The sequence below is a fragment of the Glutamicibacter sp. X7 genome (assembly GCF_054889245.1).
On sequence record NZ_CM142678.1, the window covers coordinates 2,969,199 to 2,984,590 of the forward strand.

General features: G+C 59.7%; 16 protein-coding genes and 2 tRNA genes. 15 read left to right on the forward strand and 3 right to left on the reverse strand.

What is annotated here, in order from left to right:
- Nucleotides 1–83: 83 nt before the first annotated feature.
- The 6 genes from ACYU0X_RS14130 to ACYU0X_RS14155 all read left to right on the forward strand — a co-directional run bounded on the left by ACYU0X_RS14130 (nt 84) and on the right by ACYU0X_RS14155 (nt 4,438).
- A tRNA-Ala gene (locus ACYU0X_RS14130) sits at nt 84–156 on the forward strand.
- Nucleotides 157–419: 263 nt separating this feature from the next.
- Nucleotides 420–857, forward strand: coding sequence for a hypothetical protein (locus ACYU0X_RS14135; protein ID WP_461901346.1), 438 nt, complete (start codon nt 420–422; stop codon nt 855–857).
- Nucleotides 858–1,058: 201 nt separating this feature from the next.
- A complete protein-coding gene (locus ACYU0X_RS14140) occupies nt 1,059–2,159 on the forward strand; it encodes a serine hydrolase domain-containing protein (RefSeq protein ID WP_461901347.1) in 1,101 nt (366 codons plus the stop codon).
- 245 nt (nt 2,160–2,404) lie between these two features.
- Nucleotides 2,405–2,959, forward strand: coding sequence for a TetR family transcriptional regulator (locus ACYU0X_RS14145; protein WP_461901348.1), 555 nt, complete (start codon nt 2,405–2,407; stop codon nt 2,957–2,959).
- A complete protein-coding gene (locus ACYU0X_RS14150; RefSeq protein ID WP_461901349.1) occupies nt 2,952–3,668 on the forward strand; it encodes an ABC transporter ATP-binding protein in 717 nt (238 codons plus the stop codon). The genes ACYU0X_RS14145 and ACYU0X_RS14150 overlap by 8 nt, the downstream gene beginning before the upstream one ends.
- Before the next feature lie 32 nt (nt 3,669–3,700).
- Nucleotides 3,701–4,438 carry an ABC transporter permease gene (locus tag ACYU0X_RS14155; protein WP_461901350.1) on the forward strand — a complete coding sequence of 246 codons (738 nt, stop codon included), beginning with the start codon at nt 3,701–3,703 and terminating at the stop codon, nt 4,436–4,438.
- Between the two features lie 250 nt (nt 4,439–4,688).
- Here the strand turns inward: ACYU0X_RS14155 and ACYU0X_RS14160 are convergent.
- Nucleotides 4,689–4,761: transfer RNA gene (locus tag ACYU0X_RS14160), tRNA-Ala, on the reverse strand.
- Nucleotides 4,762–4,954: 193 nt separating this feature from the next.
- Here ACYU0X_RS14160 and ACYU0X_RS14165 point away from each other — a divergent pair.
- Nucleotides 4,955–5,380 (forward strand): VOC family protein, encoded by a 426-nt coding sequence (locus tag ACYU0X_RS14165; protein ID WP_461901351.1) that lies wholly within the window; start codon nt 4,955–4,957, stop codon nt 5,378–5,380.
- Nucleotides 5,381–5,554: 174 nt separating this feature from the next.
- Nucleotides 5,555–6,151 (forward strand): VOC family protein, encoded by a 597-nt coding sequence (locus tag ACYU0X_RS14170; protein WP_461901352.1) that lies wholly within the window; start codon nt 5,555–5,557, stop codon nt 6,149–6,151.
- Here the strand turns inward: ACYU0X_RS14170 and ACYU0X_RS14175 are convergent.
- On the reverse strand, nt 6,148–7,341 hold the full coding sequence (locus tag ACYU0X_RS14175) for an MFS transporter (RefSeq protein WP_461901353.1): 1,194 nt from the start codon (nt 7,339–7,341) through the stop codon (nt 6,148–6,150). The genes ACYU0X_RS14170 and ACYU0X_RS14175 overlap by 4 nt on opposite strands.
- A 142-nt stretch (nt 7,342–7,483) precedes the next feature.
- Here ACYU0X_RS14175 and ACYU0X_RS14180 point away from each other — a divergent pair, with 142 nt between their 5' ends.
- The 5 genes from ACYU0X_RS14180 (at nt 7,484) to ACYU0X_RS14200 (ending at nt 11,720) form a co-directional block, all read left to right on the forward strand.
- Complete coding sequence (locus tag ACYU0X_RS14180; protein ID WP_461901355.1) at nt 7,484–8,425, forward strand: endonuclease/exonuclease/phosphatase family protein; 942 nt, start codon at nt 7,484–7,486, stop codon at nt 8,423–8,425.
- A 14-nt stretch (nt 8,426–8,439) separates the two neighbouring features.
- Nucleotides 8,440–8,910 (forward strand): SRPBCC family protein, encoded by a 471-nt coding sequence (locus ACYU0X_RS14185; RefSeq protein ID WP_461901357.1) that lies wholly within the window; start codon nt 8,440–8,442, stop codon nt 8,908–8,910.
- Nucleotides 8,907–9,683, forward strand: a complete 777-nt coding sequence (locus tag ACYU0X_RS14190) for an IclR family transcriptional regulator (protein WP_461901359.1) — start codon at nt 8,907–8,909, stop codon at nt 9,681–9,683. The genes ACYU0X_RS14185 and ACYU0X_RS14190 overlap by 4 nt, the downstream gene beginning before the upstream one ends.
- Nucleotides 9,684–9,804: 121 nt before the next feature.
- Nucleotides 9,805–10,599 carry a uroporphyrinogen-III C-methyltransferase gene (gene cobA, locus ACYU0X_RS14195; RefSeq protein ID WP_461901361.1) on the forward strand — a complete coding sequence of 265 codons (795 nt, stop codon included), beginning with the start codon at nt 9,805–9,807 and terminating at the stop codon, nt 10,597–10,599.
- Nucleotides 10,596–11,720 carry a uroporphyrinogen-III synthase gene (locus tag ACYU0X_RS14200; protein WP_461901363.1) on the forward strand — a complete coding sequence of 375 codons (1,125 nt, stop codon included), beginning with the start codon at nt 10,596–10,598 and terminating at the stop codon, nt 11,718–11,720. The genes cobA and ACYU0X_RS14200 overlap by 4 nt, the downstream gene beginning before the upstream one ends.
- Nucleotides 11,721–11,798: 78 nt before the next feature.
- On the opposite strand, the gene ACYU0X_RS14205 is transcribed toward ACYU0X_RS14200, so the two are convergent.
- Nucleotides 11,799–12,776: a GNAT family N-acetyltransferase gene (locus ACYU0X_RS14205; protein ID WP_461901365.1), complete on the reverse strand. Its 978-nt coding sequence runs from the start codon at nt 12,774–12,776 to the stop codon at nt 11,799–11,801.
- Nucleotides 12,777–12,993: 217 nt separating this feature from the next.
- On the opposite strand from ACYU0X_RS14205, the gene hutU reads away from it, so the two are divergent.
- A complete protein-coding gene (gene hutU, locus ACYU0X_RS14210; RefSeq protein WP_461901367.1) occupies nt 12,994–14,667 on the forward strand; it encodes a urocanate hydratase in 1,674 nt (557 codons plus the stop codon).
- Nucleotides 14,668–14,825: 158 nt separating this feature from the next.
- Nucleotides 14,826–15,341 carry a hypothetical protein gene (locus tag ACYU0X_RS14215; RefSeq protein WP_461901368.1) on the forward strand — a complete coding sequence of 172 codons (516 nt, stop codon included), beginning with the start codon at nt 14,826–14,828 and terminating at the stop codon, nt 15,339–15,341.
- Nucleotides 15,342–15,392 lie beyond the last annotated feature (51 nt).

Genomic DNA, 15,392 nt, shown 5'->3' on the forward strand with positions numbered 1-15,392 from the left:
GTCTACTTGCATATCTAGGCATCTCGCGGGAAAGTTCTGAAATTTTGCAGTCTGTTCCTAAATCAGTAGGCTGAGGTGTATTCGGGGCTATAGCTCAGTTGGTAGAGCGTTTCGTTCGCAATGAAAAGGTCAGGGGTTCGATTCCCCTTAGCTCCACAAAAATTCCCGGCCGATCGACAATCTCACTTTGCCGATTCAAACACGCACTAAATCCCTATAACTGGCTTCCGCCCATACTTTTCATGAACGCTCGATGAAGAACATTGCGGTCGCTTCCCCCTGCGGATCGCTCCCGGCCAACTATCTTTCATCCCGTGTTGAAGTCTCGGCTGCGTTCAAAGAAAATTCGGCCGCGTGTGCCCCAGCAGGTGGAACCCAACGAAGGTACACTCAGACTGTCCAAGGGAAGGGACGCTGACATGATCTCGCGTAGCTTGCTCGCCGGCAGTAGCGCAGTTTTGCTGACTGTGTTGGTCGGTTGTGCTCCAGTCAGCGTCGAAGAGCTGCAAGAGACTGCCCCCGGAAGTGAGCCTAGCGCCTCGAGCACCGAAGACTGGCAACCATGGGCCGATAGCGTCATGAAACCTTACCTGCGCCAGAACCCCGACCTCTCACGCATGACGACCCCCAATGCCCCGCACCGGCAAATCCTTGGATGGGGCGCTCTCGCCCACGGCGAGTTGCAAGTCATCGTCTCCGGCGAGCGCTGGCAAAACGGAACGGATCTCGATGCGGTTGCCACAGGGATTCTGGCAGATCTTGAAGGCAATCACTCGGTCGTTTCGGTCGAGGTCTGGACCATTGCCCGGGACGCCAAGGGTGAGGCCTCGGGAGCGGACGCGCAAAGCACTGCCTAGCCTTCACTTGCCGCAAACTCTCCCTCCAACTATCGCATCCAGAGTCTTTTGCGGAAGATCTGCGCATCCTACGGATGCTCGATGGCACCTGTTTATGTAGCGTATCGAACGAGTTGCGACCCCGTGAGATCGAGGCATAGATTCGGGGACCTGTCACTTTAGGCCTAGCTGTGCGTACATCTGTCGTGTTAAGGTCACGGCATGACCTCCGAGTTACAGCGCGTCATCGACCGCCACGTTGCACAGGGCACGGCTCCAGGAATTGTGGTTGCGACGGGCAACACGGAGGAGCCTACACGCTTTCTGCGTGCCGGCGACTTGTCGATTGATGTCATCGCCCGAATCCAGTCGATGACTAAACCCGTGTTGGCCGTAGCCACCCTGCGGTTGGTCCAGAGCGGGATGCTGACCCTCGATGATCCGGTTGAACGTTGGGTCCCCGAGTTGGCCAACCGGCGCGTCCTGCGTAGCCCCGCCGGGCCTCTTGAAGATACGGTTCCAGCGGAACGATCCATCACGGTACGTCACCTCCTGACCAATACCTCGGGCTACGGCATGATGACCAGCGATTGTCCACTGCAACGTGCGATGATCGCTAACCAGACTCAAGCCGGGCAGGAGCCGGTCGCCTTGGGAGCGCAAGAGTGGGTAGCGGCACTGTCCGACTTACCTCTGGCATTCCAGCCGGGCAATGGGTGGCGTTACCACCACTCCTTCGGCCTGCTCGGGATACTACTTTCTCGATTGGTAGGCGGAGATCTCGAGAGACACCTACGTGAAGACATTTTCGCGCCCTTGGGGATGCACGACACCGGCTACACCGTGCCTGCCGCGCAGGCTCACCGTTTACCGGCGGCTTATCGCCACCTGCCCGATGGGCCACTTGTCGAAATCGAACCGGCGGGGTCGGGCTTCTACGTTGCGCCAGCAGACTTCGATCTGAGCCACGCGGAGTTGGTCTCCACGGTTAGCGACTATGCCGCATTTGCCCGAATGCTAGCCGCATCCGGATGGCATGGTGGGCAGCGTCTGCTCGAACCAGAATTGCTAGAGCTAATGCGTAGTGACCAGATTCCGGAGGAACTCAAAACCGCGGACAGTTTCTTCCCGGGCTTCTGGAACGAGACCGGCTGGGGGTTCGGCGTGGCGGTACAAACCTCCGGCGCGCAAGCTGGCCGATACGGTTGGTCCGGAGGCCTAGGCACCAATGTGCACATCGACCCCGACGGTTCGTTTCAGGTGTTGTTTACCCAAGTAGAAATGGGACCTGAACTCATGGGTCTGCTGGCCGATGTGCAGTAGCGTCGGCCACGAACTGTACCGGATCGGCTGATCCTCCGGGCGTTGAACGTAGTTCCCAGTACAAAGGGACCGCGCATTGGCGGAACCCAGTAGTATTCGGCGTTCTCCTGCAGAAGATATTCGGTGAGGCGTCTTCGATCAGGTTAGAACCAGCACGTCGCTTCTTCACCGACCCAGATGCGCCCTTGGAATTATCACGAGCATATACATTGACCCACGCAAATGTTAGTGACTAACATTCTGGTATGTCATCCAGGCGAGAACGTACCCACCAACGGCTACTGGAATATGCACTAGATCTTTTCGAGGAGCGCGGTTTCGAGCAGACCACGGTCTCTGATATCGCCACCGCCGCGGGCGTAACCGAGATGACGTTCTTTCGCCACTTCAGTAGCAAGGACCAGGTGGTCCTCGCTGATCCGTACGACCCAGTCATTGCGCAAATGATCGCCACGCAGCCCGAAAACGCCCCAGCGTTGCTTAGGGCTACTGCCGGCATACGCTCGGCACTGGGCCAGATGCCGGATGCAGAAACAAAGATGCTCCGACGTCGAATCCAAATCATCGCTGGCTCAACGTCCCTGCGCGCCTCGACCCATGCCTCCAACATAGCCACGGAAGTACGTATCGCTGATCAGCTTCATGCCGACGGTGCGCCGGCACTCATCGCCCGCGTCGCCGCGGCCGCCGTAATGTCGGCGCTCACTGCAGCGCTATTCGAATGGGCCGAAGCGGAAGGTCTTGCCTTGCCCGAGGCCCTAGACGTAGCCCTTGACGTTTTAGAAGGAAACGATGGCTGACCTACTCAGCGTTCGCGGGGCAACACGCGACTTCGGGGATTCTCAAGGCATTTTTGGGCTCGATCTGAGCGTTGCTTCCGGGGAGATACACGCCCTCATCGGCCTGAACGGCGCCGGCAAAAGCACGCTCATGCGCGTGATCTTGGGAATGCTAAATCTCGAGGAAGGATACGTTCGCATAGCAGGGGTCCCAGTTGATCACATGCCAAACGACGCGTGGCGCGGCGTCGGGCATCTGGTGGAACGCCCCTTTGCTTATCCCGATCTCACCACTCGCGCCAACCTCACTCTCGCGGCACGCCTTCACGGGGTTACTCGCGCTCGCATCAAGCCAGTTGTCGAAAACGCACTCTCTGAGTTTGCACTAGACCGCTACGAGAAACTACGGACCCGTCACCTGTCCCAAGGCAACCGTCAACGCCTTGGGATCGCTTCAGCGGTGCAACATGCGCCCGCGCTAATCCTGCTCGACGAACCTACCAACGCGCTCGACCCCGCCGGGGTGATTCAGTTGCGCGAACTCCTACGGCAGCGCGCGGCGCAGGGAGCGGGCGTGCTTATTTCTAGCCATTTCCTGGACGAAGTGGCGCGTGTGGCCGATCGGATTTCCGTCCTCAATCATGGCAGGATCATTGGTGCCCTACGCCCGAATGGCCCTGACCTAGAACGCGCCTTCTTCGAGCTGATCCGAAACGACGACGAACTATGAACACCATGCACCCTCTAGGAATTGCGTGTCTTGTGGAGCTTGGCAAAGCCTTGGCATCGCGAACATTGCAGGTCACCACGATTTTACTCATCGGGGGAATCTCACTCCTAGCGTGGTCCATGGTCGCTGCCGCGAACGCTGGCAATGAACGGATCATCGCTCAGCTCGGACCGCTCGCCGATGAGTCGAGCTGGAACTTACTGCTCGGCGTCACCGCACAAATCACGGCCGCAGGAGCTCTCATAGCCTTCGGAGTAGCGACAAGTTGGGTCATTGGACGAGAGTTCTCCGAAGGAACAATTTCGGGTTTGTTCGCCCTACCTGTTCCGCTGGCCACCATTGCGATGGCCAAACTACTTGTCTACCAGCTGTGGGCTTCCTTCATCGCGCTGGCACTTACCGCAACCTTATTCGTCACTGGCCTTTGGTTCGACCTTGGACCCGTCGACTCCTACGTGCTCCACGAATTGGCACGCCAAACGATCCTGACGTTTTTGACCGGACTACTTGCTATTCCCGCCGCTTGGGCCTCAACAGTGGGGCGCGGACCACTTGCAGGCATTGCGGTGACCCTGATGCTCGTGGTTTCGGCACAAGTGACCGCCATTGCATATCCCCTGCTTGCCCCGTGGCTTCCCTTCTCAGCACCGGCACTGTGGGCCCTCCAACCGGAACTAGTGCACCCCGGGCAGCTGGTCACCGTTTTGGTCATTCCACTCACCTTCGGTCTCCTTACCGCCAGCGCTTGGAAGAGATTGCAACTCACCTAATGGACACTGTCCTCGTCGCGCGCTTCCACGCGACCTAGGAGTAGTTTCGAAGTGCTGACATTCAGCCTGTAGCGGCAGGTTTCCGCGAGCCGCCAAATTGGTCAGGCAGTTATCGCCGGGCATATCGCGTCAATTGGCTCGAATGTCTCCCTCATGCCGCGCACCAAATGACTGCGTTGAGTGCTGCAAATCTTGGCCCGACGCAAAAATCCCGAAGCATCAAAAGTCGATGCTTCGGGATTTTAATCTGTGGAGGTAAGGGGATTCGAACCCCTGACCTTCTGCATGCCATGCAGACGCGCTACCAACTGCGCCATACCCCCAGATGAAGGTTTGGTTTAGGGCTTCTTTCGTTCCCCTGAACCGATATAAAACTCTACACGAGGGTTGTTGGAAAAAGCTAATCGACAAGGGGGTGACTCTGTTCACACAGGCTCTTCCATTGTGTCGGCTCATGCTGGAACAATGCGACGTGGGCCCACTTCAAGCCCGCGAACCCTAGAAAGGTGATCGACAATGGCTATTGGTTTGACCCCATACCTACGCTTTGCCGGTGTAGCCCGCGAAGCAATGGAGTACTACCACTCCGTGCTGGGCGGCGAGTACAGCGCCATGACATTCCGTGAGGGCGCCGGAGAGGAAAATCCTCAGTTCGCCGACAACATCATGCATGCTTCGCTCTTCGTGGAACGTGGCGTGCATTTCATGGCCTCCGACGTGCCTCCTACAATGAACGCGACGCCCAACGGCGTCATTGCGTTGAGCAACGACGGCAATGGTGACGGCGCGGCGGATGCAGACACCCTGCGGGGATGGTGGGATAAGTTCGCCGCCGACTCGACGATCGACATTCCGTTGGAAACCGCCCCATGGGGCGATTCGTTCGGCCAGCTCACCGACCGCTACGGCGTCACCTGGATGTTCAACATCGGCGCACAGTAGTTCGTACGAAGAGATATTGCGGTCCCGGCAGCGGTGACGATTTCCGTTCGCCGGGCACCGCGCTGTGTAGCCAGCCAGAGGCATTCGCTCTCAGCGCCGCATCGCCGGCAGGGAGCGGTCTGCCCGCAATATTTGCCAACCCATAGTCCTCGACCTGTAAGTAGCCTAAGTTCCATGACAACCATTGAGCAGATTCAGATTCGCACCGACGATGCCGAACAGGCCATGACCTTCTACAGAACCGTATTCGGTGAAGAGTCTCCCGTCTCCGCCATCCCGGGAGGAGTACGCCCCGGAGGGTTCGACGGTTTCGCTCTGTCTGCTCTCACTGCCCAACCAGGGGATGTCGATCTAGTGATCGCCCATGCCGCAAACAGCGGGGCCACAGTTCTAAAGCCAGCCAAAAAGTCCTTGTGGGGATTCGGTGGAACGCTCAGCGCGCCCGATGGCACCATCATCCATGTTGCCTCCGAAACGAAGAAAGACAGCTCCCCCGCGCGCCGGAATATCACCGCTCTAGTCCTGCAGCTTGGTGTCGCAGATGTGCCTGCCAGCAAGAACTTCTATGTTTCGCAGGGACTGGACCTGAGTAAGAGCTACGGCAAACGATATGCCGAGTTCGCCACACAGAACGTGAGCGTCATCCTCAACCGACGTAGCGACGCCGCCAAACAGGCCGGGGTGCCCGACGTTGCACCACAAACCCATCGCCTCGTGGTTTGCTCCGACGCAGGTAGCTTCACCGACCCCGACGGTAATGAGTGGCGTTAGCCGATCTGCAACCCGGTCCGCTTCGCGTTCCATTGTGCGAGCAAGGCCAGAATCAGCCCCAAGGCAGCCAACAAGGCACCGACGAAGGCCGGCGCCTGATAGCCAAAGCCCATGGTGATGACGGCCGCGCCAAGGGCGGCACCCAACGCGTTGGCCACGTTAAGCGCCGAATGATTAAGCGACGCCGCCAATGATTGTGCGTGGGGCGCGGAATCCATGAGGAGCGTTTGTAGCCCCGGAATGAGCAACGATCCGGTCGCACCCATCACGAACACCATAATCAGCGTCGGAATGAACCACTCGGAGATCAACCCGAAGGTGAGCATCACGACGATCATGATGGAGGTGGCCAGCTTGATCGCGCCAAATACGGACCAGTCGGCCAGCCGGCCACCGATCAATGAGCCGACCACCATACCAATGCCATAAAGTGCCAAGACCAGCGGAACCAGGTTGATATCAACACCAGTCACATCGGTTAACGTCGGGCTGATGTAGGAGTACACGGCGAAAAACCCGCCAAAGCCAACAATGCCGGTCAGCATGGCCAGCCACACTGAGCCGCTACGCAGGGCCGATAGTTCGCGCCGCATGGACGCTCCCTCGGCGGCCTTATGCCATGGCACGAAGAACGAAATCAGCGCCAAGGTCAGTAACCCGATAACGCCCACGACGATAAACATCGAGCGCCAGCCTAGAGATTGGCCCAGTCGGGTCACCAACGGCACACCGACGACATTTGCCACCGACAGGCCCAGCATCACCCACGCGATGGCTCGTCCACGCATGGTTGCGGGCACTAGTGAACCGGCCAATACGCCGGCCAACCCAAAGTAGGCACCGTGCGGCAGCCCGGAGAGGAAGCGGGTGAGGATCATGGAGCCGTAGTCCGGGGCGAAGGCCGATGATAGGTTCGCGATGGCGAAGAACACCATCAGATACTGCACAGCGCGCTTGCGCGGAATCTTGGCGGCCAGTGCGGTCAGCAAGGGTGCACCGACAACCACACCAATGGCATAGGCACTAATCATCAAACCCATCGCCGAGTTTTCTACGCCAAGGTCGGCGGCGCCTTCCTGCAACAAGCCCATGATCGAAAACTCGGTAACGCCGATACCAACACCGCCCATGGCAAGGGCAATAACGGCCCAAAATAGCGCACGGCCTTCTAAGTACTTGGAGGTGCTCATGAAATCCTTTGAGGTGATGAGTGCGGGGTTAGGACGATGCGGCGTCGCTGGCACCCTCTAAGCCTACGGTTCGAGAGTTTCCAGATAAAGGCCGTGGCACTGCCACCTTGCTCACAGGACACTGTGGCAATCTTAGAGCCTGATGTCTCTGAATCCCGTTGCCCGGGTGGGCCTCGGGCGACGTATCGCCCGAGTCGTTTTCTCGCTTGCTCTGCTCGCACTCGCAGGCTTACTCATTTTTCATCATTGGGTACCTGATGTTTTCGGGCTGGGACTGATTGCCGATAATCTCGCACCGTGGCTTGGCGTCCTCGTGTTGTTAGCCATCGTGCCGCTAGCGCTTATTCGTGGAAAACTAGCACTGGTCAGTTGGTGTGTTCCCGCCATTGCGTGGACCCTGATGTTCGGAACCGCAGTGCTCCCCGCTACTACCCCACCGGCAGATTCTTCCCTCATTATGGCGACTCAGAATGCCTATGTGACCACCAACGGGCTGCTGGAGTCCGAACTCGCCGGCGGGTCGGTGGATGTGCTCTCGGTACAAGAAATCTCCCCCGAGCAAGTCGACGATCTGCAACGTGAGCTGTCCGATGTTTTTCCGCACTACGTCCATGTCGGCACCGTGGCGGTGTTCAGCAAGTACCCGCTACGCAATACCCAAGCCTTGGATTTGGGGCTGGGTTGGAAACGCGCCTTGCGCACGGATGTCATCACCGACCAAGGCCCGCTTCGTCTTTACGCGGTACACGCGGCCTCGGCCCGGCCAGCGGACCATGCCTCACGTGACCGGATGCTGGATCAACTGGAATCAACCATTGCGGCAGACTCCGCTGCCCGGATTGTCGCGATGGGCGATTTCAATGCCACCTCCACGGACCGCAATATGTCAGGGCTCCTCAAATATCTACGCGACACCCCAAGCAGTCACTGGGGGCTGGGCATGACGTGGCCGGACCGCCCCTTCCCCGTAATGCGCTTGGATCATGTACTTATTTCGGACTCGCTGACCGGCTCCTCGCGGACCATTAGCGTCAAGGGCAGCGACCATAGAGGCGTCATCGCCACCCTTGCACCTGTGGAATAGGCAATACTGGTGAGATGGCCGTCCAATTTCAATGCGTTACGAGAAGCGCACTTCCCATCCAGGAACTCTTTGACCGGTCGCTGAGCATTGACGCGCACACCGCCTCAATGCGGCATTCGGCGGAGCGGGCCGTCGCCGGCGTCCGAAGCGGCCAAATTGGTTTGGGCGAGCAGGTCACCTGGCAGGCACGACACTTTGGCCTCCCAATCCGAATGACCTCGCGTATCACCGCACTGGAGTCCCCACGATTCTTCATAGATGAACAAGTGACCGGGCCCTTTGCCACCTTTCACCACTTACATGAGTTTCGTGTTGAGCAAGGGCAAACCGTCATGGTGGATACGGTTCGTTTCCGCGCCCCCTTCGGAGCCTTGGGCTGGCTGGTCGAAAGACTTATTCTGGGCAAGTATCTGCGAAAACTAATCGAAATACGCAACCAACATCTGGTGTCCAATGAAGCCGCAGGCGGGAAGGAGCCCCGATGAACGTCAAGGTGCCCGCAGCCCAACATACGCTCCGCATCCTGACCCTGCTGGCCAGCAGGAAATCGCCGACCCCAGCGGCCATGATCGCCAAACTCCTCGATATTCCACGCTCGAGCGTCTATCAGATTCTCGCCATCATGGTGGAGCAAGGCTACGTAGCGCACTACCCCGAAGAACAGTCCTACGGCCTAGGTATTTCCGCCTTCGAGCTCTCGAGCGCTTTCACCAGACAGGAACCACTGGCACGTCACGGTGCGCCACTTCTTGCCAATCTGGTGGACCGCATTGGCGAAAGCGCCCACCTGGCAGTGCTCCACGGAAATGACGTGCTCTATATTGTCGAGGAGCGCGCGAAAGGCCGTCCTTCGCTGGTTACCGACGTCGGGGTGCGTCTACCGTCTCACCTAACAGCCTCGGGACGCGCCATTCTGGCGGCCCTGCCCAAGTCTCAGGTGCGAGCGCTCTACCCGCGTGCCTCAAGCTTCACGGTACGCGAAGGGGCAACGACGTCAATGCGTAGCTATGCAACGCTACGCACCGAGCTGGAGCACACCGCAACACGCGGGTACGCGCAGGAAACCGGGGATGTTACCCCCGATTTCCACTCGATTGCCGTGGTTGTGAAAGACACCCGAGATTGGCCCGTTGCCGCAATCGCCGTGACGTTCCTGGCTGGACGATTCACCGAGGAAAATATTCGCGAGCGTGTAATTGAGCCACTGCAGGAGACCGCCGGTGCTCTGGCGGATCGCTTTTCAGGACGTCGCCGCTAGCCCGGTCGGGCCAATAGTCCGATTTATCATGCTTGAAACATTCAAGAAACTCGGGGGCAAAGACCCTTGCATAGGGTTTTTTTATTCCCAGATTTCACGAATGAAAGCCGAGTTGGTTCCCATGAGCACCGAACCCTCTAAACAAAGCCGCGGAGGTCGCCCTTCTGGGCGCATCTCCCTCGTCGGGGGTGGCCCCGGCGCATTGGATCTACTCACCCTGCGGGCCGCGCGGGTACTGTCCGAGGCCGATGTGGTGTTCTTTGACCGGCTGGGACCGGGCAAGCACCTCTCCGAATTGGCGCCTCAGGCGCGGCTGGTGGATGTCGGGAAGACCCCCGGCCACCACAAGGTCTCGCAACGCGAAATCGAACAGCGAATGATTGAGGCGGCCAGCGCTGGGGCTCATGTGGTCCGTCTGAAGGGCGGTGACCCCTACGTATTCGGCCGAGGCTACGAAGAAGTTCATGCCGCACGCGCCGCTGGGCTGGAAGTCGACGTCATCCCCGGGCTGAGCAGTTCCATCGCGGTTCCTGCCGCCGCCGGAATCCCGGTGACTTCGCGCTCCGTAACGACCTCATTCACCGTCATCTCTGGGCATGACCCGCTATCCGACGAGCAACTAACTCACCTCGCCGCGCTGGGCAGCACGATCGTGGTCCTCATGGGCATGGGTACCTTGGAGCACACCTGCGCCGGTTTGCTGCGCCGCGGTCTTGTAGCGAGCACTCCCTGCGCCATCATTGAACAAGGATGCACCGAATCGCAGCGAACGCTGCACAGCACCCTAGGCTCGCTGGCAGCAGATGCTCGCGCACATCACTGCGCTAACCCCGCCGTCATCGTCATCGGTGAAGTAGCAGCGCTTCCCTTAGCATTGCCAGAGATCCAGCCGGTCCCAGCCATGGAGGTGGCATGAACGCCCCGAGTCCGCAGTCCACGCTTCAGGCGGCGCCCCTTGCCGGCTTTCGTATCGCGGTGACCAGCGACCGACGTTCTCAGGAACTTGTCGAGGCGCTGGAACGACGCGGCGCACTGGTTGAACACACGCCTCTGCTCAAGCTCGCTCCGCTCGATAACGAAGAACAGCTTCTGTCCCAGACGCGACAGGTAATTGCCCAACGACCTCACCTTCTTCTGGTAACCACCGGTTACGGCTTTCGCCGGTGGTTCGACTCAGCCGAAGCCGCCGGTCTCGGCGAGTCCCTGACTCGAGTGTTGAGCGACGCGCAGATTCATGTGCGTGGTGCAAAGGCGCTCGGGGCGGTGCGTGCACTGGGATTCACGGCCGCATCGGTGGGATCGGACGGCCTTACCTCCACACTCTTGCGCGACCTTGCCAGCGACATCCGGGGCAAGAAGGTGGCGATCCAGTGGCACGCCGATAGCGACCCGGACCTTATTGGTTCGCTACACCGGCTAGGCGCCCGCGATTTGGTTGAGGTCGAACCCTACCGCTGGGTGGACTCGGCGCGCGAAGAATCGATGACCGAACTGGTACATTCGCTGATTGCTGGTCGTCTTGACGCCGTCACTTTCACCAGTGCTCCGGCGGTGCATGCGCTATTTGCGGTGGCTCGCTCCCGAGGTTCCTTCGACGCCCTTACCCGCTCGCTGCGTGAACGGGTGACCGTCGCTACCGTCGGACCGGTGACCGCCGCCCCCTTGCAGTCCGCTGGCGTAGAACCGCTCATTCCCGAACGTCACCGCATGGGTGCCATGATTTTGCAATTGATTGAGCACCTGGGCACGCACGGAACCTTGAGTTGCCAGACCGCGTTGGGGGCCTGCCAGCTTCGTGGGCACACGCTGTATGTTGAAGATCAGTCCATCGAACTCGGGCAGGCCCAAGCCGAGGTCTTCCGTCGCCTGCTCGATGCGGGCGGTGCCGTAGTTTCCCGCGCCGAACTGGTGTCATTGCTTCCATCGGTCAGCTCCAACCACGCCTTGGATATGGCCGTGAGCCGACTGCGCAAATCACTCCCCGATCCGACGTTGGTCTCGACTGTCATCAAGCGCGGTTACCGGCTGAACGTCTAGGGAAGGCTTGGGATCCCGCGTGGCCACAGCCTAGGCCACGCGGGCCCGTCAACTACTTTGAGGCACGCTCTGCAGCGGTCATACGACCGCCGTGCCCTTGTGGAATATTGCTTCGGTCTCAACGGGGAGAAATCCCAGCGCACTATTGATCCGACGCATCCATTCGTTCTTCTCATCGCTACTGGTTCGCACAGTGGCTACCGGGGTCGTCCGTGCTGCCTGAGCAAGATTCTCCTGTTTCACGGCCTTCCCGAGCCCTTTTCCACGGTACTCTGCACGCACGATAGTCCCTTCGATCTGTGCGGGACGATCGGGCTCCGCGGGAACGACGAGACAGGTCAAAGCGACCACGGTGCCGTCTTGGGTTACCGCAATAGATTCAACGACCGTGGCACCTCGCGCGGTCCAGTTTTCAATTTCGCGGACGTACTGAGCGGGAGTTACCGGGGCGTCTTGCCAATCCAGTGCACCGCTTGGCGCTTCCGAGTCGACTAGACCCTTCAGATAGCCAATCTGCTCCTGAAATCTCTGCGGGACCCCGTTAAGGAAACTTGCGATGGTGTACCCGGCAATCTCTCCCGGCGTGAACGGCCCCGCGCTACGAAGGTCCAATTCAACGACCGTTTCCGTGGTTGCCACGGCATACCCTAGCGGTAGGGCGAACCGCTGTGTCAGCACATCTATTTCGTGGGTTGTCGCACCATACGCACTAGCAATCAGGCGGCGTGTGTCGGCAGGGCTGGTGGCTTCCACTGCGCGCACGAGCGAGCTGCCAATCCCCCTTCGCTGGTACTCGGGTGCGACCCAAACCAACACCCACCGCTCCGCGGCGGAAGCTTCCTCATGCAATCCAGCGGCGAAGCCGCAGAGCCGCGTCCCGTCCCACATCCCGACGAGATCTTTATGCCAGCCATCATTGGCGCGCCACGTTGCGATGCGGTTTTCCGCAGAGGGTGCGATCCAGCCGGTTCGTACTGCCGAGGTTGCTGCAGTTTCGACCGCATATGCCGAGATCATGTGCCGTTCGTCAGCAAGATCGAGGGAACCCATATCCATAACGTCATACTAGTCGCCGAGGGCCGTCTAAATTCCCTCGCTGACCGGTGGTTTCCCAGATTCTGCCCGGCGCGGATGCCGCGAGATCAGCACGAGAGAACCCTTGAATCTGAAATACCAGACACATCGAGCAAAATTGCGCTACCGCCCGAGCCTTGAGTGACGAATCATTAAATCAATCGCAAAACACTGCTTGATTCCACCCAAGGAGCCACACATGTCGACCTCGACCTCACGTGTAGTCCGCGCCCCACGCGGCACCGAACTAACCGCAAAGTCCTGGGCCACCGAGGCCCCGCTGCGCATGCTGATGAACAACCTCGACCCCGAGGTTGCCGAACACCCCGAATCGCTGGTCGTCTACGGTGGCACCGGCAAGGCCGCCCGTAACTGGGAAGCATTCGATGCCATCGTCGAGACCCTGAAGGACCTCGAAGAAGACGAGACCTTGTTGGTTCAGTCCGGCAAGCCGGTCGGCGTCTTCAAGACCAATAAGTGGGCACCGCGCGTACTGATCGCCAACTCGAACCTCGTGGGCGACTGGGCCAACTGGGAGTACTTCCGCAAGCTCGAGGCCGAGGGCCTGATGATGTATGGCCAGATGACCGCAGGTTCCTGGATCTACATCGGCACCCAGGGCATTCTGCAGGGCACCTACGAAACCTTCGCCGCGGTCGCCAAGAAGCGCTTCAACGGCACCCTGGCTGGCACCCTGACCCTCACCGGTGGTTGCGGTGGCATGGGCGGCGCCCAGCCACTGTCCGTCACCTTGAACGACGGTGCTTGCCTGATCGTGGACGTCAATGAGTCGCGCCTGCGCCGCCGCGCCGAGAAGCGCTACCTCGATGAGGTGGAGCTGGATCTAGACAAGGCCCTGGAGAAGGTACTGGCCGCCAAGGCCGAAGGCCGCGGCCTGTCCGTTGGATATGTCGGCAACGCCGCCGAGGTCTTCCCGGCACTGCTCGAGCGTCACAAGGCCGGCGAGTTCACCATCGATATCGTCACCGACCAGACCAGCGCCCATGACCCGCTGTCCTACCTGCCGGTGGAATACACCATGGAGCAGTGGGATGCCGAGGCGAAGTCCGATCCGGTGGGCTTCACGAAGAAGGCCCAGGCTGCCATGGCCGCTCAGGTTCAGGCCATGGTCGAGTTCCAGGATGCCGGCGCCGAAGTCTTCGACTACGGTAACTCGATCCGCGACGAGGCTCGCAAGGGCGGCTACGAGCGTGCCTTCGAATTCCCGGGCTTCGTTCCTGCCTACATCCGCCCGCTGTTCTGCGAGGGTCTTGGCCCATTCCGCTGGGTTGCTCTTTCGGGTGATCCCGAGGACATCCGCGTCACCGACGAGGCGCTGAAGGAACTGTTCCCGGAGAACGAGCACCTGCACCGCTGGTTGGACGCCGCTCAGGAGCGCGTGGAGTTTGAGGGCCTGCCGGCACGTATCTGCTGGTTGGGCTACGGCGAGCGCCACAAGGCCGGTCTGCTGTTCAACAAGTTGGTCGCCGAGGGCAAGGTCTCGGCTCCGATCGTTATCGGCCGCGACCACTTGGACTCGGGTTCGGTGGCTTCGCCGTACCGCGAGACCGAAGCCATGAAGGATGGCTCGGACGCCATCGCTGACTGGCCGTTGCTCAACGCATTGACCGCAACCAGCTCGGGTGCCTCGTGGGTTTCACTGCACCACGGTGGCGGCGTTGGCATCGGCCGTTCCATCCACGCCGGACAGGTCTCCCTGGCCGACGGCACCGAGTTGGCCGCGGCCAAGCTTGAGGCGCTACTGACCAACGACCCGGGCATGGGCGTTATCCGTCACGTGGATGCCGGCTACGACCGCGCGGTCGAGGTAGCCAAGGAGCGCGGTGTGCGCGTTCCGATGATGGATCAGTAAGCACTGCCACCACTCGAGGGTGGGTACCGGCAATGGCGCCGGTACCCACCCTCAACTGGTTAAGCCTTGCCAGTGCCATTATCGAAGCGTCGGCGTTTAGCCATTGCCACGGCTGCGGCCTAGGGTGGGTAGTTGGCAAAGAAACCGAAAGGATTCTGATGACGAACACCATGCGATCCCTTACCGCTTCCGTGGCACTGAGCCTGTCTCTCCTAGGGCTATCTGCCTGTGCCGGGCCGGAGGTGTCATCCGAGCCGCCGCAGGGCGAAGGCTCAACCCCCAGTGCTTCGGCCAATAATGCGTCACCTTCCATGGACGGTGATGGGCTAAAGGCGGCCTTCACCCAGATCACCACACACGGCCGGAAGGTAACCTGCTCCGAAGGTCCTACCGTCATTCGTCGCGAAACCAGCGGAGAAATCGTCGAACTCACCGGCGACTGCACCGAGGTCGTAGTCAAGGCCAATGGACTGAAGTTGGCAGCCGAAGAAATCGGCACACTTCGCGTGCGTGGCCATGGAAACATCATTGCCCTCGGGACTGTAGAGACCCTTGAACTATCCCGCGATGGAAATATGGTTGGCTTTTCGCAACCACCACAGACAATTAGCGACACCGCGCACGGCAACCAATACGGCACCGACGCCCTGGCTAATATTCATTTGAATTTCTGACTTCAATTACCGTGAATACGTACGCAAAACAAATGCTCGGCACATCCATTT